A 20,942-nucleotide genomic window follows, 5' to 3' on the forward strand; every position below is an offset into this window, starting at 1 on the left:
GGACGCTGATGTGGAAGGTTGTCATTATTGATGATGAAGAGCATGTAGTACGAGGGTTAAAAAAGATCACTTCATGGAAGGCACTAGGTTGTGAGTGTGTTGGTGAGGCAGCTAATGGGAGAAGAGGACTTGACATTGTCCGTGAGACGTCACCGCACATCGTCTTAACGGATATTTATATGCCGATCATGAACGGACTTGATATGATTCAAATTTTAAGGGAGGATGGCTTTGACGGGGAAGTTGTGATTTTGAGCGGGTATAGTGAATTCGAACATGCACGAAAGGCGATGCAATTAAATATTACAGACTATTTGTCAAAGCCAGCTTCTGTCGATACGATTGAAACGGTTCTAAAACGGGTAATCAATAAACTAGAGGAAAAACAACGACAACAAGGCTATTTGCAAGAGCTGACAAACAAAGTAAAACGCTATGAACCACTCGTGGAAACAGAATGGATGAAATCCCTATTGACTGGCCGCCTTCGCAATGGAGAAATCCCTGAAGAATTTTTGGTGAAAATCACCAAATGGAAAGATCAACAGCATATAGCCTGTTCTCTTACGTATGATGGTCCACAAAACAAGGAATTAAAGCCAGCTGACTGGTATTTGTTTCGCTATTCCGTTCATAAAATGATTCGCGAGGTGTTAAATGGCTACCCAATCGACTTTCGTTATTTAGAGATGGATGCATATCGTTCTGCACTCTGTCTACATGTTAACAAAAGCGTATCAGAGCCAGTATTGTCTTGCATGTTAAAGGAGATAAAGGACCAAGTGGAACAAGGGATTTATTCGTCTTTTAACGTCAAGACGACTGTTCATTACGGGAGAGTGAAGGAGAACTGGACCGATCTATCCGAGTCTTTTCATGAAGCATGCATGAAGTCGCAGTCATTCCCTTTAGGGAACCCCTATGAAGATGGTACTCGAGCAACTTTTCCAATGGAAAGTAGCCAAAAGTTGTATGACGCCATTCGCTATGCAGATGCGACTCGAGCGAAAGAGGTTTTGGAAGAAGCGGTAGGGGTGTTGGGCGAAGTTCCTTACTCCACCCTAGTTGGCTACAAGGTTGGCATCGAAATTTGGACGATCATCACATACTCGTTATACGATATTGGGATCTTTATTCAAGAAATGTTTGATGAAGACTTTGACCTTGCACAGCATTTGACGAAGCAAGGGAATTGGCAGGAATGGATTCGATTTTTGTGTGAACAGATTGAGCACATTTGCTACCATCAGCAATGGGATGAGAACATAAAGCATAAGCAGCTAATCGAACAAGTGATGATCTACATTGAAAAACACTTAGCGGAAAACATTACACTACAAGACATAGCGGATGAATTGTACATTTCACGAAACTATTTAGGACAAATTTTCAAAAAGGTGGTAGGAGAATCTTTCAAGAATTACGTCACGAGACTTCGAATGGAGAAGGCGAAAAAAATGATTCAGGAAGGGAATTTTCTTATTTATGAGGTGTCGGAAAAAGTAGGATATGTCAATCCGGCTTACTTTACGACGATGTTCAAAAAATACACAGGCTATACTCCGAGAGACTTAATTCAAAAGCGATAAAGATCAATGCATACGTCAGGTCTTATCTTTCATATGCTATACTTACACTGTAGTGATGATAAAAAAGGAGGCATGCCCGATGCTCAATGAAAAACTACTCCAAGCATTAAACAAACAAATGAATTACGAAATGTACGCAGCTCATTCCTATTTGGCTATGGCAGCGTACTGTTCGGCGGAAAGTCTCGATGGATTTGCGAACTTTTTTATGGTGCAGGCTGAAGAAGAACGGTTTCACGGAATGAAGTTTTACAACTTCATTAACGCCATGGGCGAACGTGCCCGTTTTGAAGGGTTTGAGAGCCCAAATAACGAATTCAGTTCTGTCCTCGATTGTTTCGAAAAATCATTAGAGCAAGAAAAACTTGTGACAAAACAAATTTATGATCTATCCGATTTAGCATGGGATGCACGGGAGCATGCGACGATTAACTTCTTAAAATGGTTTATCGATGAACAAGTAGAAGAAGAGGACATGTTCGATACGATCATTCAAAAGCTCAAGCGGATCGATAATGACAGCAACGCCTTTTTCATGATGGACAACGAGTTTTCAAAACGATCCTTTAACCCAGAAGACGAAGCGTAAGGATAAGACAAGTCACTGTGAAAACAGTGGCTTTGCTTTTTATCAGTAAAGTGCGCTTCGCTTTCTCGTATAAATATGAATTCTTCAAGAGTTTGAGGTAACTAGAAAGACGAATGAACATAAAAGAACAGAGACTACATTCACCATGTCCTGTGGAAACGCCTGTGTAAACCCGCATCACAATCCGATTGGTTTAACTAACATTTTGTCAGGGAGGATAAAACTCTCCACTGAATGAAGTTTCACTTTATCGTTTTTAGTTGACGGATGGGCTTGTCTCCACTTAAGATATTGTTTAGTCTTTCGAAATTTTCGTTTCACGAAGAGAATAATATGGAAGACCTTAGGGGTGGTATGATGGACACATTTAAACGGTTGGCTCAATTTTATTGGCCGTATCGACGCTATTTTTATTGGTCGCTGTTTGCGATGGGTGTGATGACACTAATGACGGTCCTCTATCCAATCATTTTGCAATTTACGATTGACAACGCTGTCATTGGTGGGAGGTACGACCTTATTCCATGGCTTGCTCTAGCTTTGATTATCGTCATGGGATTTAAAGGGGTGATGGTGTACATTCATCAATATTTAGGTGACTTATTTGGTGTGACCGCTGTCTATCGATTGCGAAATTCTTTGTATGAAAAGCTGCAATATCTTCCGTTTCGTTACTATGATAATGCGAAGACGGGTGATTTAATGTCTCGTTTGACGGGAGATGTGGAGACATTTCGTTTTTTCCTTTCCTTTGGATTTGCCCAGTTCATTCAATTTATTTTACTCGTAAGCTTCAGTATGGGTGTAATGTTATACTATTCCGTTCCATTAACATTGGCGACAATGTGTACCCTTCCTTTTTTAGCGATTGTTGTTGCCAAATTTGATCGCCGGGTTCATCCAGGATTTCGTGACATTCGCAAGTCGCTTGCCAAACTAAACACGAAAGTTCAAGAAAATGTGAGTGGGATGAATACCGTAAAGGCTCTTTCTCAAGAAGATGAGGAGGTTTCTCGCTTCGAAAACCGAAATGTCGATTATCGGCAGAAGCATTTAGATATTGCGAGAGTATGGGGAAATTATTTTCCGCTCATGGAGTTTATCGGGAACCTTTCTGCGGTCTTTTTGCTTTCTTTTGGTGGATATCTCGTCATTACAGGTAGCATGCAGACCGGACAACTTGTTGCATTTTTTAGTTTAGTCTGGTACATCATCGGACCGATCATGAACTTAGGTTTTATTATTAACACGTTTTCCCAATCGAAAGCGAGTGGAGAACGCCTGCTTGAAATTCTCGATGAAGAAAATCGAGTGGATGAAGGAAAGGATGAACGCACTAGTCTACAAGGTTCTGTTACGTTCCGAGATGTCTGTTTAAACTACCGAGGAGCTGAAACACCCGCTCTGCAAAATGTGTCATTCGAAGCCCCTGCTGGGAAGACGATCGGGCTCGTAGGGGCAACAGGATCGGGCAAAACGAGTATTGTCCAGTTAGTTAATCGATTTTATGAACGAACGAGCGGAGAGATTTTAATCGATGGGAAGCCGATTGAATCTTATCCTCTAGAGACGCTCCGTTCACAAATCGGTGTCGTCCTACAGGAGTCTTTCCTCTTTTCGTCGACGATTCGCGATAACATTGCCTATGGGCGTCCTGATGTATCGATGAAAGAAATTATTGCTGCAGCTAGGCGTGCCCAAGCCCATGATTTTATCGCGGAACTACCAGATGGCTATGATACAGTGCTCGGTGAACGGGGACTTGGCCTGTCAGGGGGGCAGAAACAGCGGATTGCCATTGCACGTGCGATTCTAATGAATCCGAGCATTTTAATTTTGGACGATGCCACAAGTGCTGTTGATATGAAAACCGAGCACAAAATCCAAGCGGCCTTTCGTGAAGTGATGAAAGGCAGAACGACGTTTATCATTGCTCATCGGATTTCTTCTGTTAAGCAAGCTGATGAGATTCTCGTTCTTGATGGGGGCAAGGTATGTGAGCGCGGAACCCATCACACATTGCTACAAAATAAAAAGGGACTCTATCGACGAATCTATGATATTCAAAGCAAAGATCAAGAATATGTGTTGCAGCACGCATAGAGAGAGGAGAGAAAGATGTCAGAAGGAAAACGTAGAGCTCGCTTTCATTATGCGAGCGATCAAGTGATTGAGAAACCATTTAACTGGGCACAGATGATGCGCTTGCTTACGTATATGAAGCCATATGCAGTATCACTGCTTCCGAAAACGATTGTTGCGATGCTGATCGTGACCGCAGTTCGGCTGTTCGTGCCGATCATCATTGGTGTGTTAGCGATTGATCATGCGATTGCTGCAGGGGATCTGAACGTCATGTATCAGTTGGCAGCTCTTGTTTTAGGGTTGTACAGTATTTCATATGTGGCAAACGTGTTCCGAATTCGCTGGATGAATGAGATCGGACAGCATGTGATTTATGATATTCGCGCTGATCTGTTTAATCATATCCAACGTCTCTCCCACCGTTTTTTTGATCAACGTTCGGCAGGGTCCATTCTTGTCCGAGTCGTCAATGATGTGAACTCGTTGCAGGATCTATTTACGAACGGGGTTATCAACTTATTGATGGATATCGTCATTCTGCTCGGAATTATCGTGATTTTGTTCTCGTTAAGTCCAGAGCTGGCGATTTTAATCTTAATCGTCCTGCCGATTATGTTTTTCATATCAACGAAGCTACGGAGAAACATTCGCAGATCGTGGCAGACGGTGCGTCTCCGTCAATCAAAGCTCAATTCTCATTTAAATGAAAGCATTCAAGGCATTCGTGTCACTCAAGCCTTTTCACAAGAAAAAGAAAATATGCGTTTTTTTCGTGACATCAACGAGGAAAACTTTCAATCTTGGAAAGACGCCACGAGAATGAATGCATTATTCAGGCCGTTTGTGGAGATGGCGAGTGCGATCGGGGCCGTTGTCCTCATTTGGTATGGGGTGAGCTTGATCCAGTCGGAGGTACTAACGGTTGGGGTGTTCGTCTCCTTTGCATTCTACTTAGGGATGTTCTGGGAGCCAATCTCAAGGCTTGGGCAAGTATACAACCAACTGCTTGTCGGGATGGCTTCGTCCGAACGGATTTTTGAATTTTTAGATGAAAGGCCATCGGTTCCAGAAAAAGAGAATGCGGTCACCTTACATGGGATGCGTGGTCATGTGACGTTTGAACAGGTGGAATTTTCGTATGATGACAAACGGAAGGCATTAAATGACATCAGTTTCGAAATAAAAGCAGGGCAAACCATTGCCCTTGTAGGTCATACAGGTTCAGGGAAATCAACGATTGTCAATTTAATTAGCCGCTTCTATGACCCAACGGCCGGTATCGTCAAAATTGACGGTGTGGACTTGCGTGACATTCAGCTGAATAGCCTTCGAACAAATGTGAGCTTTGTGTTGCAAGATACGTTCATTTTCGCCGGCACAATTATGGAAAACATTCGGTTCGGCCGGCCGACAGCGACCGACGAAGAAGTAAAGGCCGCAGCAGAAGCGATCGGGGCAAATGATTTTATTGAACGCTTGCCAAACGGATACGACACCGAAGTGGAGGAAAAAGGAAATGTTCTTTCGGTTGGTGAACGGCAGCTACTTTCCTTTGCTCGTGCACTATTAGCCGATCCGAAAATTTTGATTTTAGATGAGGCGACCGCAAGCATTGATACTGAAACCGAATTGAAAATTCAAGCTGGTTTAAAGAAACTACTTCACGATCGGACGGCCATTATGATTGCCCATCGGTTGTCAACCATTCGTGATGCCGATCAAATCATCGTGCTCGAGCAAGGGGATATTATTGAGCAGGGAACACATAGTGAATTAATGGACGCTCGTGGAACGTATTACGGTCTAGTAAAAGCACAATATGAAGCATCGGCTGGCTAGTAGACAGACTAGGGATTCTCCCTAGTCTGTCGCTGTTTCTAACAGGGCGAATGCTGAGTGAGAATAAAGAATCATAAAGTTCTCATAAAATCATAAAAATTGCGATAAAAACGGTTGACATTTTACTGGAACGGAGTAGTATAAAGTTAACTTTCAAAAAATTAAGTCTATTGGGGTGTCATCATGAAATATGCATTTGCGAAGCGGGTCCGCCATCTACATTCATCTGCCGTACGAGATATTTTAAAAGTCGTTAACCAACAAGGGGTGATTTCCTTTGCTGGAGGCTTGCCTGACGATGAGTTATTTCCGCTCGAGGCAATGGAGGATGCCTTTTCGCGGGTATTTGCCACAGGAAAAAAATCCATGCAGTATTCTGAAACGGAAGGCTTTCTCCCATTGAGAGAGCTCATACTCGAACGAATGGGTCGCAAGGGAATCCGATCATACAGTGAAAGAAATGTCCTGATCACGACAGGTTCCCAGCAAGCGATCGATTTATTTTCTCGTGTCATGTTTAATCCAGGGGATGTCGTATTGACGGAAGATCCAACTTATTTAGCTGCGCTTCAAGTGTTTGAATCCTATGAAGCTGAGATTGTTCCAGTTGCTTCGGATGATGAAGGGATGATCCCAGAAGATTTGGAGCAAAAAATGAAGCAGCATAAGCCGAAATGCGTCTATGTTGTACCGACGTTTTCCAATCCTGCTGGACGTGTTTGGTCGTTAGAGCGTCGCAAACATTTATTGAATATGGCTCATAAGCATCATGTTCTTATTTTTGAAGACGATCCTTATGGGGACATTCAATTTAATCAAGAGGAGACATACGTCCCGCTCGCAGCCATGGATACCGGTTCACACGTTCTCTATACGAGTACGTTCTCGAAAACGGCGGTTCCAGCGCTGCGCACAGGCTGGATTACTGGACCATTTCAAGTCGTACGAATGATGGCCCAAGCAAAGCAAGCGAATGACCTTCATTCAAACTCATTATCCCAGCAAGCTTTATACCAATTGTTTACTCACCACGATATGGACGGGCATATCCAACGTCTCATTGAGGTATATCGTTCGCGAAAAGATGTCATGATCAAAACCTTACAGGGTGCCGATATTCCAGGACTCCGTTTTGTGGAACCAAAAGGAGGAATGTTTCTTTGGGCAGAACTAGATGAGGCCATCAATACATCGTTGCTCATTAAAGAAGCTGTGGCAAAAGGAATGGCGTATGTCCCTGGGGAACCGTTCTACGCTGGTGTGCCAAAATACAATACGTTAAGATTAAATTTCACGCACTCGACTCCTGAGAAAATCGAAAAAGGAATCGGTATCTTTGCCGACGTGGTTCACAAAGAGATGGAATCTGTGGCTATGTACACATAAAAAGCAAGAAAATAATCCCGTATCATCTTAGTTCAAGATGGTACGGGATTTGCTTTGTATCAATTAATTAAAAAAGATTTGGAATGCACTTAAAAAGACGATTAAGATCGCAATTGGTGCAATAAAGCGAAGGGAAAGAATCCAAAGCTTACCCCAAACGCTATCAGTTAAGTCTGATTCTGCAAGGGCGTCTGATGTTTTCCAGCCCCATCCGATGAATAGAGCGATAATCATTCCACCTAATGGAAGGAAGACACTGGACGCGATAAAGTCAACAGAGTCAAAAATGTTCAAGCCAGGAATGATGGTGACTTCACCTAAAACGCCAAAGCTTAACGATGACGGGATGCCTAACAGTGTGATGATCACACCGAGAGTAATTGCAGCCTGTTTACGTGACCAGTCGAATTTACGCATGAAATAAGCGACGGGTACTTCTAACAGCGAGACAGCTGATGAAAGAGCAGCTGCCCCTAACAGAATAAAGAAGGCAATCCCAACGATTGGGCCTAGGCGAATCGAATCAAAAATATCAGGTAGTACGACGAATACGAGTCCTGGCCCGCCACTAGGGCTTAGCCCTAAGGCGAAAACAGCAGGGAAAATCATAATACCAGCAATGATTGCAAAGGCGGTGTCGAGACCAGCGACACTAACAGCAGCCCCTGGCAAACGGCTATCTTTTGAAACATAGCTTCCATAGGTGATTAACGCACCCATCCCAAGGCTGAGGGTAAAGAACGCTTGGGAGATTGCGGCAAGATACACCCCTGGATCTTTTAAGGCGCTCCAATCTGGTGAGAATAAGAACGCTAATCCTTCTTTTGCTCCGCCGAGCGTTAAGCTGTAAATCGCTAGAGCGATAAGGAGCACACCGAGCAGCGGCATTAAAATTTTGTTTGAGCGTTCAATTCCTTTTTTCACGCCAATTGCGACAATCCAGATCGTCGCAATCATGAACAACGCTTGCCAGAAAAGCGGGAGTGTCGGATTGGCAATAAAGCCTTCAAAGAAACCTCCAAAGCCTTCAGCAGGTGCTGACCAAAGTTGCCCAGTGATGTAATTAAACAAATAAAACAAAATCCAACCAGCAATAACACCGTAAAAAGATAGGATAAGAAAACCAGCAGCAACCCCCATAAGACCAGCCACTTTCCACGGCTTTCCAGGTGCTAACTTTTCAAATGAGCCCACAGCGTCGGATTGAGCACGTCGACCGATTGTAAATTCAGCAAGAACAATAGGGATACCAATAAGTGCGATAAATCCTAAATAAACGAGTAGAAAGGCTGCTCCTCCATTTTCACCAGTTACATACGAGAAGCGCCATATATTTCCTAAGCCGACAGCAGAGCCCATCGCAGCTAAAATGAAGCCTAGTCGGGAGGCCCACTGCTCACGGCCTGTTTGTTGCTTTAATGACACAACGTATTCCTCCTTTAAATGATTAAAATCTGAATAAGCGATATTACTATAACATATCTTTCAGGCAGTGTATAGAGAATTTTCTGATACATTCAACTGGAATACGAGGAAAATTTTATAAGGATAATATTTACCTATCATAGCAAAGGACGAATGACTAAGGTATGATGAGAAAAATGAATAAAAAAAGGGGCGATAACATGTATACCCTCATTAAAAACAGTGAAGTTTATACGCCAACTTATATTGGGAAAAAAGATATGTTAATCGTAGGAGATCGGATTGAGGCAATTGAAGATGAAATTGAACTAACGGGAAAAGGATGGGAAGGAACCGTCGTGAATGGAGAAGACATGGTCGTCATTCCAGGACTGATCGATAGTCATGTGCATATCATTGGCGGTGGTGGGGAAGGAGGTTATAAGACGCGAACTCCTGAATTGACATTAACTGATGCGACAACAGCGGGAGTGACGACCGTTGTCGGTGTGATAGGAACAGATGGCACGACACGGACGATGCCTGACTTGATTGCGAAGGCACATGCTCTTGAGGAAGAGGGAGTTAGCTGTTTCGTCCTTGTAGGCTCGTATCAACTTCCCATAAAGACATTAACCGGTACGCTTCAAAGTGACTTGCTATTAATCGATAAAATCATCGGTGTCGGTGAAATTGCCATTTCTGATCATCGTTCTTCTCAACCGACGATTCAAGAATTAACGAGGGTAGCAGCAGAAGCGAGAGTGGGCGGAATGCTTGCAGGAAAAGGGGGGATTGTCAACATTCACGTTGGGGATAGTCCAGAGAAATTGAGGCTGTTAGAGGAAGTAGTGGCTACCTCAGACGTACCAGTTACACAATTTCTCCCCACCCATATTAATCGAAATCAAGACTTGTTTTGGGCAGGTGTCGAGTATGCAAAAAAAGGTGGAATCGTAGACTTTACAACAAGCTCGATCCCTCAATTTCGCAAAGAAGGTGAAATAAAGCCGAGCACAGGGTTAAAAATGATGTTAGAACAAGGTGTACCTCTTGAGAACATTACGTTTACATCCGATGCGCAAGGTTCCTTGCCAGCTTTTAATGAAAGTGGGGAATATCAAGGTTTACAAATTGGCAAAATGGCCTCCCTTTTTAGTGAAGTACGGGACGCGGTAATTGCAGAACAGCTTCCATTGGATGTTGTCCTTCATGTCGTAACGAAAAATCCTGCACGTGGATTAAAGCTCCGTAAAAAAGGGGAAATTCAGCCCGGATTTGATGCAGACCTCGTGATGATTGAGCGCGATTCTTTCACGATCCACCACGTGTTTGCAAAAGGCCAGCATATGGTTCAGGAAGGGCAAGCCATCGTGAAAGGGACATTTGACATGTAGCAGTGAGTTGCACGGACAAGTGCGGCTCTTTTTTGCTCATTTAGTAGGCACGATCATCCCATAATAATGTCAATCGTGCAACGAAGTCTGCTGCACTTAAAATGATAAGAAAAGCAGATAAGTCGAAGTCAGATCTTTATCGAGATAATAGTATGAATGTTAATAATATATTGACATAATTCAGAATGAACGGTACGATTTTGGTAGCGCTTACATCACTGTTCTTTTCTTCATTGTGCGATCATACATTTGTAACGGTACGTATGCGTTTAAATTGAGCGACCGTTCAGATTGGGGGAGATCGAATGAACTTTGAGTTGACGAAAGAGCAACAAATGGTGCGAGACATGGTTCGCGATTTTGCGGAGAACGAAATTGCACCTAACGCAATTCATTACGATAAGACGGCTCAGTTTCCTGAGGATGTTTTTAAGAAAATGGGGGAGCTTGGCCTGTTAGGTATCCCTTTCCCTGAAGAGTATGGTGGATCAGGAGGCGATACCATTTCTTATGCCTTAGCGGTAGAAGAGGTGGGGAGAGCATGTGGAGGAACTGGGCTCAGCTATGCTGCTGCTGTATCTCTCGGCGCAAGTCCCATCTATTATTTTGGAACGGAGCGACAAAAGCAAGAACATTTAGTGCCCCTTGCGACCGGTGAATCGCTCGGTTCTTTTGGATTGACCGAACCGAACGCTGGCTCAGATGCAGGTGGAACGCGGACGAAGGCCGTCCTAGAGGGAGATGAATACGTAATAAATGGCGAGAAATGCTGGATCACCAATGCTGGTTATGCGCGGACGGTGATCGTAACGGCAGTAACAGGCAAAGATGAACGTGGCAAGCCGGTAATTTCTGCTCTCATCGTGCCGACAGGAATTGAAGGGTTCGCCATTTCTTGCAATTACGACAAAATGGGCGTCAGGGCGTCGAATACGTGCGAACTTGTACTAGAGGATGTTCGCGTTCCAAAAGAGAATTTATTAGGAGATCCAACGAAAGGATTCAAGCAATTTTTATATACCCTTGATGGAGGGCGAATTTCCATCGGCGCGTTAGCGGTAGGGATCGCTCAAGCTGCTTTCGATCGAGCGCTCGCCTATGCCAACGAACGGAAGCAATTTGGTCAAAAAATATCAAGCTTTCAAGCGATTCAATTTAAGCTAGCAGACATGGCGATGGAAATTGAACTAGCGCGCAATATGGTGCTGAAGGCTGCCTGGTTAAAAGATCAAAAGAAACCGTTTACAAAAGAAGCGGCTTATGCGAAATTATACGCGTCAGAAACAGCGATGCGCACAGCCAATCAAGCGATCCAAATTCATGGGGGCTACGGCTACATGCAAGAGTATGAGGTGGAGCGAATGCTTCGCGATGCCAAACTACTCGAAATTGGCGAAGGAACGTCAGAAATTCAACGAATGGTCATTGCAAGACAGCTAGGATGTCGCTAACAAGATGAAAATAATCTGTTAGGAGGACGCCGATGTCAGAGCGATTACAAGTAACCGTTGGAGCGTTGTTAGAAAAGGTGGCTAAAAGACAACCGACCCATGAGGCGCTTGTTTACCCAGACCGAGGGTTACGCTATTCATATGAACAGTTTCTTAGCAAATGCCAACAAGCAGCAAAAGGATTGATGAAACTAGGCATTGAACGGGGAGAGCATGTCGCCATATGGGCAACGAATGTGCCTGAATGGGTGATCACCCAATTTGCGACGGGAACAATGGGAGCCGTTCTCGTGACAGTTAATACGAATTATCGAACGAGTGAGCTCAAATACTTGTTGAAGCAGTCAGACGCTACGACTCTCCTTTTAATTGACGGCTATCGCGATGCATCATATGTAGAAATGCTTTATGAAATTCTCCCAGAACTTAAAACGTCAGAGCCAGGGGCGTGTTATTCGAAAAAACTGCCTCATCTGAGACGCGTCATTCATTTAGGGGAAGAGCGATATCCAGGAATGTATACGTGGGAGGATGTGCTGAACCTAGGGACCGAGGTAACCAATGACGAGTTGGCTGAGCGGAGCGCCTCCCTGGACCCTGATGATGTGATAAATATGCAATATACGTCTGGGACGACGGGATTTCCTAAAGGAGTCATGCTCACGCACAACAACATCGTCAACAATGCCCGAAACATTGCCGAATGTATGAAGCTGACGAACGAAGATCGGCTCTGCATTCCAGTTCCGTTTTTTCATTGCTTTGGCTGTGTCCTTGGCACGCTCGCATGTGTGTCGGTTGGCGCCACGATGGTACCAGTTCAAGAGTTTAATCCTACACGTGTGCTGCAAGCGGTTGAAGCGGAAAAATGCACCGGATTACATGGGGTACCGACAATGTTTATTGCAGAATTAAACGACGATGATTTTATGAACTATGATTTATCCCATTTGCGGACAGGAATTATGGCGGGTTCGAATTGTCCAATTGAAGTGATGAAAGCCGTTATCGAAAAAATGGGGATGTCTGATATTACGATTGCTTACGGGCAGACGGAAACGTCACCAGTAATAACCCAGACACGGGTTGATGATCCGATCGAACTCCGCGTGCAAACCGTAGGCCGTCCCTTACCGAATGTAGAAGTGAAAATTGTGGAGCCTGGCACAGAAAAAGAAGTGGCACCAGGGGTCCAAGGGGAATTGTGCACCCGAGGCTATCATGTGATGAAAGGCTACTATAAAAACCAACAAGCTACGCGAGAAGTGATCAAAGAAGATGGCTGGCTTCATACAGGGGATTTAGCCGTTATGGACGAGGCTGGCTATTGCCGAATTACTGGCAGGTTAAAAGATATGATTATTCGCGGTGGGGAAAACATTTACCCAAGGGAAATTGAAGAGTTCTTATACCAGCATCCTGATATTCTCGATGCCCAAGTGGTCGGAGTCCCTGACGAAAAATACGGGGAAGCAGTATCGGCATGGATTAAATTGAAGCCTGGTGTGAGCGTGACGTCAGAAGAAATTCGTGATTTTTGCCAAGGGAAGGTGGCTCATTACAAAATCCCACGCTATATAGAATTTGTTGATGATTATCCGATGACAGCTTCTGGGAAAGTTCAAAAATTTAAATTGCGACAAATGGCAGAACAGATTTTTCAAAAAGGGTGAAGGCTTATGTTTAAAAAGGTGCTTATTGCCAATCGAGGTGAGATTGCGGTTCGCATCATCCGGACGTGTCAAAAGTTAAACATTCGCACCGTTGCTATTTATTCAGAGGCGGATGTAGATTCTCTTCATGTCAAACATGCAGATGAAGCTTTTCTCATTGGGAAGCCTCCTGTTGCCGAAAGCTACTTAAAGGTAGACACGATTTTAGAAGTGGCAAAGCAAGCAGACGTGGACGCCATTCATCCAGGCTACGGGTTGTTATCGGAAAACGCTCGTTTTGCTAGGGCATGTGTTGAAGCAGGAATAGCGTTCATTGGTCCCTCACCTGAAGTCATTGAAAGAATGGGGAGCAAAATTGCTGCAAGAACCGCGATGCAAACTGCGGGTGTTCCCGTCATTCCGGGTTCCGATGTGGCGCTAGCCGATGAAGAGGAAGCAGTACATCTTGCTCACAAGTTTGGTTATCCAGTCATGCTTAAAGCCTCTGCAGGCGGTGGTGGTATCGGCATGCAGCTCGTCAGAAATGATGAGGAAATGAGAAAAGCATTCGCTGGCAATCAAAAACGGGCGACAAGCTTTTTCGGAGATGGGACGATGTTTTTAGAAAAGGCGGTTGAAAACCCGCGGCACATTGAAGTGCAAATCGCCGCAGACCATCATGGCCACGTCGTTCATTTATGGGAACGGGATTGTTCGATCCAACGCCGCCATCAAAAAGTAGTCGAGGAAGCACCGTCACCGTTCGTAGACGAGGCACTTAGGGAAAAAATCGGTCAGCTCGCTGTCAAGGCTGCAAAAGCGATCGATTATAGGAACCTCGGAACGGTGGAATGTCTCGTAGACGGGGAGAAGAACATTTACTTTTTAGAGATGAACACCCGTCTGCAAGTAGAGCACCCCGTGACAGAGGAAATTACCGGAATCGATCTCGTGGAATGGCAACTATTGATTGCAGCAGGTGAACAACTACCCTACGCCCAACATGAGATTCCATTGCAAGGGCACGCGATTGAAGTGCGGATCTATGCAGAAGACCCAGTGACCTTTTTTCCGTCACCAGGGATGATTAAACGATTTACGCTGCCGGAAGGGGAAGGGATTCGTCACGAGTATGCCATTTCAGAAGGGTATAAAGTGACACCGTTTTACGACCCGATGGTAGCGAAATTGATTGTATCAGCAGACACGCGGGGAGAAGCGATTCAGCGACTAGACAGAGCACTCAAGCAATATGAGATCGAAGGAATCAAAACGAATATTCCGATGCTAAAGCAAGTGATCAACCATCCAGTGTTTCAAGCAGGAGAAGCAACAACGGCATTTGTAACCAATCATCTTAAAGTGAAAACAGGGAGGAATCCATAATGGCAAAAATCGAAACCAATATGGCAGGTAACGTATGGAAAATACTTGTGAAAGAGGGAGATCAAGTAGAGGCAGGGCAAGAAGTGGCCATTCTTGAGTCGATGAAAATGGAGATTCCCGTGGAAGCTGCGAGCGGTGGAACAGTAAAAAGCGTATTGAAGCAAGAAGGAGAATTTATCGATGAGGGGGAAGCCCTCCTTGAACTCGAGTAAAAAAGTATCCATTCGGGAAGTAGGACCGCGGGATGGCCTGCAAAATGAGTCAACATGGATCGATACAGAGCAGAAAATCGAGTGGATCAATCATTTAAGTCGCACGGGACTTCCTTACATCGAAGTGAGCTCCTTCGTTCATCCAAAATGGATTCCCGCTTTAGCGGATGCAGAGGAGGTGCTTGCTCGTATTGACCGAGTGGACGGTGTCACATATGCGGCCCTAGTACCGAATGAAAAAGGGTTGGAGCGAGCCCTTCGAGCGGGGGTAGATGAGGTAGCCATCTTCATGTCAGCGACGGAAACGCACAATCGAAAAAATATAAACAAATCAATCGCTGACACGCTACCTGTTTTAAAAAATGTAACTCGAATCGCAAAACAGGAAGGAAAGTCAGTGCGTGGCTATTTATCGACCGTATTTGGTTGCCCCTATGAAGGGACGACAGAGCAAACGAAATTGCTGCAAACGGTAGAAGCGCTTATGACGATGGGGATAGATGAATTATCACTTGGCGATACGATTGGAGTTGCTACCCCGAACTTGGTGGAAGCGGTCGTCAGTGAAGTGACAAAGCTCGTCCCAACCGAAAAAATGGCTCTTCATCTCCATGATACGAAAGGAATGGCGATTGCGAATATCGCGTGCGGTTTGCGCACAGGGGTTAGAAAGTTTGACAGCTCGGTTGGTGGTTTAGGTGGCTGTCCATATGCCCCAGGAGCAGCGGGGAATGTGGCAACGGAAGATTTGCTTTACCTACTTCATGGTCTCGGCTACGAAACAGACGTATCCTTGAATGAAATCATGAAGGCAGGTGCCTATATCCAAGAGAAGCTCGACAAACCGTTGCCAAGTCATAACTTGCAATCGTTTTTAGCAAAGGAGGGGTCGGTGTGAGTGAAACCGTGGGAGTCGAAATGCTGTCCAGCGGGGTGTGTAAAGTAACGCTTATCAGGCCAGAGGCTGCCAACGCCCTATCCGTTCAACTGCTTGAAAAATTAAAGGATACGCTGGAAGCATTGGCATTTCAGAAGGAGGTCCGAGCTGTTGTCTTTACAGGAGCTGGCGATAAAGTGTTTTGTGCTGGGGCGGATTTAAAGGAGCGACGGACGATGGAGGAAGAAGAGGTGAGACGCACCGTCGCCCTAATTGGAGAGACAATTGAGAAAGTCGCCAAACTTCCACAACCTACCATTGCGGCAATGAACGGCACTGCTCTTGGGGGGGGGCTGGAACTTGCGCTCGCATGCGACCTTCGCGTAGCGGCAGAGGAAAGTGTTTATGGTTTACCAGAGACGACGCTTGCGATCATTCCAGGAGCAGGGGGAACGCAACGATTACCGAGGTTAATTGGAGTCGGCCGGGCGAAAGAGATGATTTTCACTGGAAAACGAATCACAGGAGCAGAAGCGTATTTGATCGGGTTAGCGCAATACGCTTGTCCCCTTGCAAAAGTAGAGACACTCGCCTTAGATCTGGCAAAACAAATGAGCGCCAATGGACCGATTGCACTGGCTCAAGCGAAGAAGGCAATTGACAATGGAATAGAGACGGATCTTGCAACAGGACTTGAACTAGAAAAGTTGGCGTATGAGCGCACAATTTCAACGAAGGATCGGCTTGAAGGATTAGAGGCCTTTAAAGAAAAGAGAAAGCCACAATACATAGGGGAATAGGAGGGGATTCCATGTTTGAAGAAACAGTTGAAAAACTCAAACGAGGTGGTAGTGAAAAGTATCATGAAGCGAATCAGCAAAAAGGAAAGCTGTTTGCTCGTAAACGATTAGAGCTTCTATTTGACGACGGGCTGGCAGCTGAGGATGGCTTGTTTGCAAACTGTCAGGTGGACGGCTTGCCTGCCGATGGTGTCATTACAGGCATTGGAAAGATTAATGGGCAGACCGTCTGCGTCATGGCCAATGATTCAACGGTGAAAGCAGGGTCATGGGGAGCCAGAACGGTTGAAAAAATAATCCGTATTCAAGAAACAGCAGAAAAATTAAATGTGCCGATGCTCTATTTAGTCGATTCAGCAGGGGCGAGAATTACAGATCAAGTGGAGATGTTCCCAGGGCGAAGAGGAGCAGGTCGAATTTTTTACAATCAAGTAAAACTGTCTGGGCGAGTTCCACAAGTGTGCATTCTGTTCGGTCCATCTGCTGCTGGAGGTGCGTACATTCCTGCTTTTTGTGATGTCGTCATCATGGTGGATGGAAATGCGTCCATGTATCTTGGCTCACCGCGGATGGCGGAAATGGTCATCGGCGAAAAGGTGAGTCTTGAAGAGATGGGTGGTGCGAAAATGCATTGCTCTGTGTCAGGCTGTGGTGATATTCTCGCTCCATCTGAGGAGGAAGCCATCGGACTTGCCCGTGATTACTTACGCTATTTTCCGAGCAGTTATTCAAAGCGACCACCGATAGAGGATGGAAGAGAGCCGAAATCGTTTACCAAAACCATTGAGGAGATTTTGCCCAAAAACCAAAATGCTCCTTTTAATATGTATGACTTAATTGACCGGGTGATCGACGAGGATTCCTTCTTTGAAATTAAGAAGCTTTTTGCTCCTGAGCTTATTACCGGACTTGCCCGAATCGATGGAAAGCCGATCGGGATCATCGCCAATCAACCAAAAATGAAAGGTGGTGTATTGTTCCACGATTCTGCAGATAAAGCGGCGAAATTTATTACCCTTTGCGATGCCTATCACATTCCGCTCCTCTTTTTGGCGGACATCCCAGGCTTTATGATTGGAACGAAGGTGGAGCGGGCAGGAATTATTCGACATGGGGCGAAAATGATCTCGGCCATGTCAGAAGCGACGGTTCCCAAAATCTCGATCATCGTACGCAAAGCTTATGGGGCAGGGCTATATGCGATGGCAGGCCCTGCGTTTGAACCGGATGTCTGCCTTGCGTTCCCGAACGCACAAATTGCGGTAATGGGCCCAGAAGCGGCTGTTAATGCAGTGTATGCCAATAAGATTGCCGAGCTGCCGGAAGAGGAACGTGCGGCATTTATCGCAGAAAAGCGTGAGGAATATAAGCAGGATATTGATGTGTACCGACTCGCCTCTGAACTCGTGATTGATGGGATCATCCAAGGGAATCAGCTGCGAGAAGAGTTAAAAACCCGTTTGACCGCATATGCTTCAAAAGAATTAACATTTACTACACGAAAGCATCCCGTATATCCAGTTTAAAAAAGGAGAGGGGGGAGTACGGTGACAGCGCCTGTCTGGTTTCCATCGGATGCTTACAAAGAGCAAACGAGATTGTATCAATGGATGAAAACGCTCGGCTATTCGTCCTATGACGATTTTTATCAACGTTCGATTGACGACATTGCTTGGTTTTGGCGGGAAGTGGAGCGGGAGCTAGACATTCCATGGATGAAGCCTTATGATCATGTCCTTGCAATGGAGAAAGGGCCTGCCTGGCCTGAATGGTTTATCGGTGGCAAATTAAATGTGACGGAAGCAGCCGTGGAAAAATGGGCGAATGATCCAAAGACCGCAAATAAAACGGCGATCGTCTGGGAAGGGGAAGAAGGAAAGACTTCCTTGCTATCGTTTGCAGCCCTTGATGAGGCGGTGAAACGTGCAGCCCATGGCTTAAAACAGCATGGAGTCAAAAAAGGAGATGTGTTCGCCTTATACATGCCGATGATTCCTGAGACGGTGATTGCCATGCTGGCTGTTGCCAAGCTCGGAGCAATCTTCACGCCGATTTTTTCTGGTTATGGTGCAGAGGCGATCGCTACGAGACTACGCGCTTCTGGAGCGAAATGGCTCATAACAGTAGATGGCTGTTACCGGCGAGGCAAGCTGATTGATATGAGGCAAGAGGCGGAGAAAGCACTTGCTGACGCGCCGAATGTCCAATCAATTGCCGTTGTGGAGCGGGTCGGCACGTTAACATCTTATGGTGCCAACGATATACGCTGGACTGAGCTTATGACCTATGCTCCGCTCCAAGAAACGGCAGCGATGAATTCGGCAGATCCCTTAATGCTTATTTATACTTCCGGGACAACTGGACGGCCAAAAGGAGCGGTTCATACGCATAGTGGCTTCCCAATTAAAGCGGCGTTCGATGCAGGAATTGGCATGGATTTACGAAAAGAGGACACGCTTTTTTGGCTGACAGATATGGGATGGATGATGGGCCCGTTTCTTGTGTTTGCTGGTTTGATCAATGGGGCAACCATTGTCCTTTACGACGGTGCTCCTGACTATCCGAATCATGACCGACTTTGGCAGCTTGTCGAACAAAAGCAAGTAAGTCATTTAGGTATTTCTCCGACATTAATTCGCGCCATGATGAAGTACGGGACGGAACGAATGGCTGAGCATGATTTGTCTTGCTTAAAGGTGATTGGCTCTACGGGGGAGCCGTGGAACCCTGAGCCATGGCATTGGCTGTTTGAACACGTCGGAAATAAACAGGTGCCTATCTTTAATTACTCCGGAGGGACGGAAATATCAGGTGGGATTTTAGGGAATGTACTCGTTCGACCGATTGGTCCGATTACGTTTAACTCAGCGATTCCAGGGATGGCAGCTGCTGTATATAACGAAAGTGGTGAAAAAGTAACCGCGGAAGTGGGGGAGCTTGTCCTAACAAAGCCTTGGGTCGGGATGACTAACGGCTTTTGGCAGGAGCCTGAACGGTTTCTCGAAACGTACTGGTCACGCTGGAGCAATACGTGGGTTCATGGAGATTGGGTCACTCTTGACGCGGATGGATTTTGGACGATAACCGGTCGATCAGATGATATTTTAAATGTAGCTGGCAAACGACTTGGACCGGCAGAAGTTGAGTCTGTCCTAGTCGGTCATAGTGCCGTCATTGAGGCTGGAACCATTGGGGTACCAGATGATGTGAAGGGTGAAGTGCCAATCTGTTTTGTTGTCATTGCCCCAAGTTTTTCTGAGAGTGACACATTAAGACACGAATTGATCCAGCTTGTCGGGACAAAGCTTGGAAAAGCATTGAAGCCAAAGGCAGTGTATTTTGTTTCCGATTTACCGAAGACACGAAATGCGAAGGTGATGCGCCGTGCGATACGGGCGGCCTTTTTGCAAAAGGAGGCAGGAGATTTATCCTCACTTGAAAACGCTCATGTATTAAAAGAAATCGAAAGGTTAGGAACAAAGCAATCCTCATAGCTGCGAGGATTGCTTTTTTGATGTACGCAATAAGGATCATTTATGCACGAGTCCTTGTAGGCTTCGCTTAGTTAAAAATACCAATAAAAAATCGATTTATTTCGTACATAACAGTGAAAAGCCGTTACAAACTATGATTACATCGTCAAGGAGGTGATACACATGGCGAACAACAACTCAAACCAATTACTAGTACCTGGAGTGCAACAAGCACTTGATCAAATGAAAACAGAAATTGCTCAAGAATTTGGCGTTCAGCTTGGTGCTGACACAACTTCTCGTGCTAACGGTTCTGTAGGTGGAGAAATTACGAAACGTCTAGTTGCTATGGCTGAGCAACAACTAGGTGGAGGATTCCAAAAATAATAGCATGGCTATGAAGGGGCGGGATTCCGCTCCTTCTTTGCACTTTAAATAGGTTAACTTCTAATAAAAGGTTCAATTTCGCTAATAAGACTTGGCCTAAGTCAAGTTTTTCTAATAGTAGGAGGAGCAAAATGGCTTATTGTCCTGTATGTAATGGGATGACGACGATCGAAATTACGTGTGATACTTGTGGAAAACGATTAGATGATGCAGGAAAGTATCAAGATTTTTTTGATGATTATAGCCCGTATGAGGAAATTGAGATGATGAAGCTAGAGGACGGAATCAAGGAGAATGCTCGCGACCATCGATGCGCCCATGTTCTTGTCTGTCCCCGTTGTCAAATTACCTCTGTTTATCTTATCGATGAACAGTAAAACAGCCACCTTGATATGAGGGCAAGATGGCTGTTTGG

Annotated in this window: 17 protein-coding genes; 16 read left to right on the forward strand and 1 reads right to left on the reverse strand. The window is 45.2% G+C overall.

All coding sequences use genetic code 11. From position 1 onward, the window contains the following. The first annotated feature begins 8 nt into the window (after window positions 1–8). The 5 genes from E2L07_RS01075 (at window position 9) to E2L07_RS01095 (ending at window position 7,488) form a co-directional block, all read left to right on the forward strand. Window positions 9–1,589: a response regulator transcription factor gene (locus E2L07_RS01075; RefSeq protein ID WP_134228604.1), complete on the forward strand. Its 1,581-nt coding sequence runs from the start codon at window positions 9–11 to the stop codon at window positions 1,587–1,589. Between the two features lie 79 nt (window positions 1,590–1,668). Then, window positions 1,669–2,178, forward strand: a complete 510-nt coding sequence (locus tag E2L07_RS01080; protein ID WP_010897294.1) for a ferritin — start codon at window positions 1,669–1,671, stop codon at window positions 2,176–2,178. 357 nt (window positions 2,179–2,535) lie between these two features. After that, window positions 2,536–4,281: an ABC transporter ATP-binding protein gene (locus tag E2L07_RS01085; protein WP_053431655.1), complete on the forward strand. Its 1,746-nt coding sequence runs from the start codon at window positions 2,536–2,538 to the stop codon at window positions 4,279–4,281. 15 nt (window positions 4,282–4,296) lie between these two features. Further along, window positions 4,297–6,102: an ABC transporter ATP-binding protein gene (locus tag E2L07_RS01090; RefSeq protein WP_053431654.1), complete on the forward strand. Its 1,806-nt coding sequence runs from the start codon at window positions 4,297–4,299 to the stop codon at window positions 6,100–6,102. 183 nt (window positions 6,103–6,285) lie between these two features. Continuing rightward, entirely contained in the window at window positions 6,286–7,488 is a 1,203-nt protein-coding gene (locus tag E2L07_RS01095) for an aminotransferase-like domain-containing protein (RefSeq protein ID WP_010897297.1), read from the forward strand. 63 nt (window positions 7,489–7,551) lie between these two features. Here E2L07_RS01095 and E2L07_RS01100 read toward each other — a convergent pair whose 3' ends face one another. Then, on the reverse strand, window positions 7,552–8,913 hold the full coding sequence (locus E2L07_RS01100) for a sodium-dependent transporter (RefSeq protein WP_010897298.1): 1,362 nt from the start codon (window positions 8,911–8,913) through the stop codon (window positions 7,552–7,554). Between the two features lie 200 nt (window positions 8,914–9,113). Here E2L07_RS01100 and iadA point away from each other — a divergent pair, with 200 nt between their 5' ends. From iadA to E2L07_RS01155, 11 genes are all read left to right on the forward strand, one after another. Then, window positions 9,114–10,289, forward strand: coding sequence for a beta-aspartyl-peptidase (gene iadA, locus E2L07_RS01105; RefSeq protein WP_053431653.1), 1,176 nt, complete (start codon window positions 9,114–9,116; stop codon window positions 10,287–10,289). Between the two features lie 305 nt (window positions 10,290–10,594). Then, a complete protein-coding gene (locus E2L07_RS01110) occupies window positions 10,595–11,740 on the forward strand; it encodes an acyl-CoA dehydrogenase (protein ID WP_053431652.1) in 1,146 nt (381 codons plus the stop codon). 32 nt (window positions 11,741–11,772) lie between these two features. Next, window positions 11,773–13,413 (forward strand): AMP-binding protein, encoded by a 1,641-nt coding sequence (locus E2L07_RS01115; RefSeq protein ID WP_134228605.1) that lies wholly within the window; start codon window positions 11,773–11,775, stop codon window positions 13,411–13,413. A 6-nt stretch (window positions 13,414–13,419) separates the two neighbouring features. Continuing rightward, window positions 13,420–14,778, forward strand: coding sequence for an acetyl-CoA carboxylase biotin carboxylase subunit (locus E2L07_RS01120; RefSeq protein ID WP_053431650.1), 1,359 nt, complete (start codon window positions 13,420–13,422; stop codon window positions 14,776–14,778). Continuing rightward, complete coding sequence (locus E2L07_RS01125; RefSeq protein ID WP_010897303.1) at window positions 14,778–14,990, forward strand: acetyl-CoA carboxylase biotin carboxyl carrier protein subunit; 213 nt, start codon at window positions 14,778–14,780, stop codon at window positions 14,988–14,990. The genes E2L07_RS01120 and E2L07_RS01125 overlap by 1 nt, the downstream gene beginning before the upstream one ends. Next, window positions 14,959–15,888 carry a hydroxymethylglutaryl-CoA lyase gene (locus E2L07_RS01130; protein WP_053431649.1) on the forward strand — a complete coding sequence of 310 codons (930 nt, stop codon included), beginning with the start codon at window positions 14,959–14,961 and terminating at the stop codon, window positions 15,886–15,888. The genes E2L07_RS01125 and E2L07_RS01130 overlap by 32 nt, the downstream gene beginning before the upstream one ends. Continuing rightward, window positions 15,885–16,667: an enoyl-CoA hydratase gene (locus E2L07_RS01135; RefSeq protein ID WP_083445576.1), complete on the forward strand. Its 783-nt coding sequence runs from the start codon at window positions 15,885–15,887 to the stop codon at window positions 16,665–16,667. The genes E2L07_RS01130 and E2L07_RS01135 overlap by 4 nt, the downstream gene beginning before the upstream one ends. Before the next feature lie 11 nt (window positions 16,668–16,678). Next, window positions 16,679–18,193 carry an acyl-CoA carboxylase subunit beta gene (locus E2L07_RS01140; RefSeq protein ID WP_010897306.1) on the forward strand — a complete coding sequence of 505 codons (1,515 nt, stop codon included), beginning with the start codon at window positions 16,679–16,681 and terminating at the stop codon, window positions 18,191–18,193. A 21-nt stretch (window positions 18,194–18,214) separates the two neighbouring features. Next, window positions 18,215–20,161, forward strand: a complete 1,947-nt coding sequence (locus E2L07_RS01145; RefSeq protein WP_134228606.1) for an AMP-binding protein — start codon at window positions 18,215–18,217, stop codon at window positions 20,159–20,161. Between the two features lie 162 nt (window positions 20,162–20,323). After that, a complete protein-coding gene (locus E2L07_RS01150) occupies window positions 20,324–20,527 on the forward strand; it encodes an alpha/beta-type small acid-soluble spore protein (protein WP_010897308.1) in 204 nt (67 codons plus the stop codon). A gap of 131 nt (window positions 20,528–20,658) precedes the next feature. Continuing rightward, the gene (locus tag E2L07_RS01155; protein ID WP_010897309.1) at window positions 20,659–20,904 is read left to right on the forward strand and encodes a hypothetical protein; all 246 of its coding nucleotides are present in this window, start codon (window positions 20,659–20,661) and stop codon (window positions 20,902–20,904) included. Window positions 20,905–20,942: the final 38 nt, after the last annotated feature.

The sequence above is a fragment of the Halalkalibacterium halodurans genome (assembly GCF_004376175.1).
Taxonomy (GTDB): Bacteria; Bacillota; Bacilli; order Bacillales; family Bacillaceae_D; genus Halalkalibacterium; species Halalkalibacterium halodurans.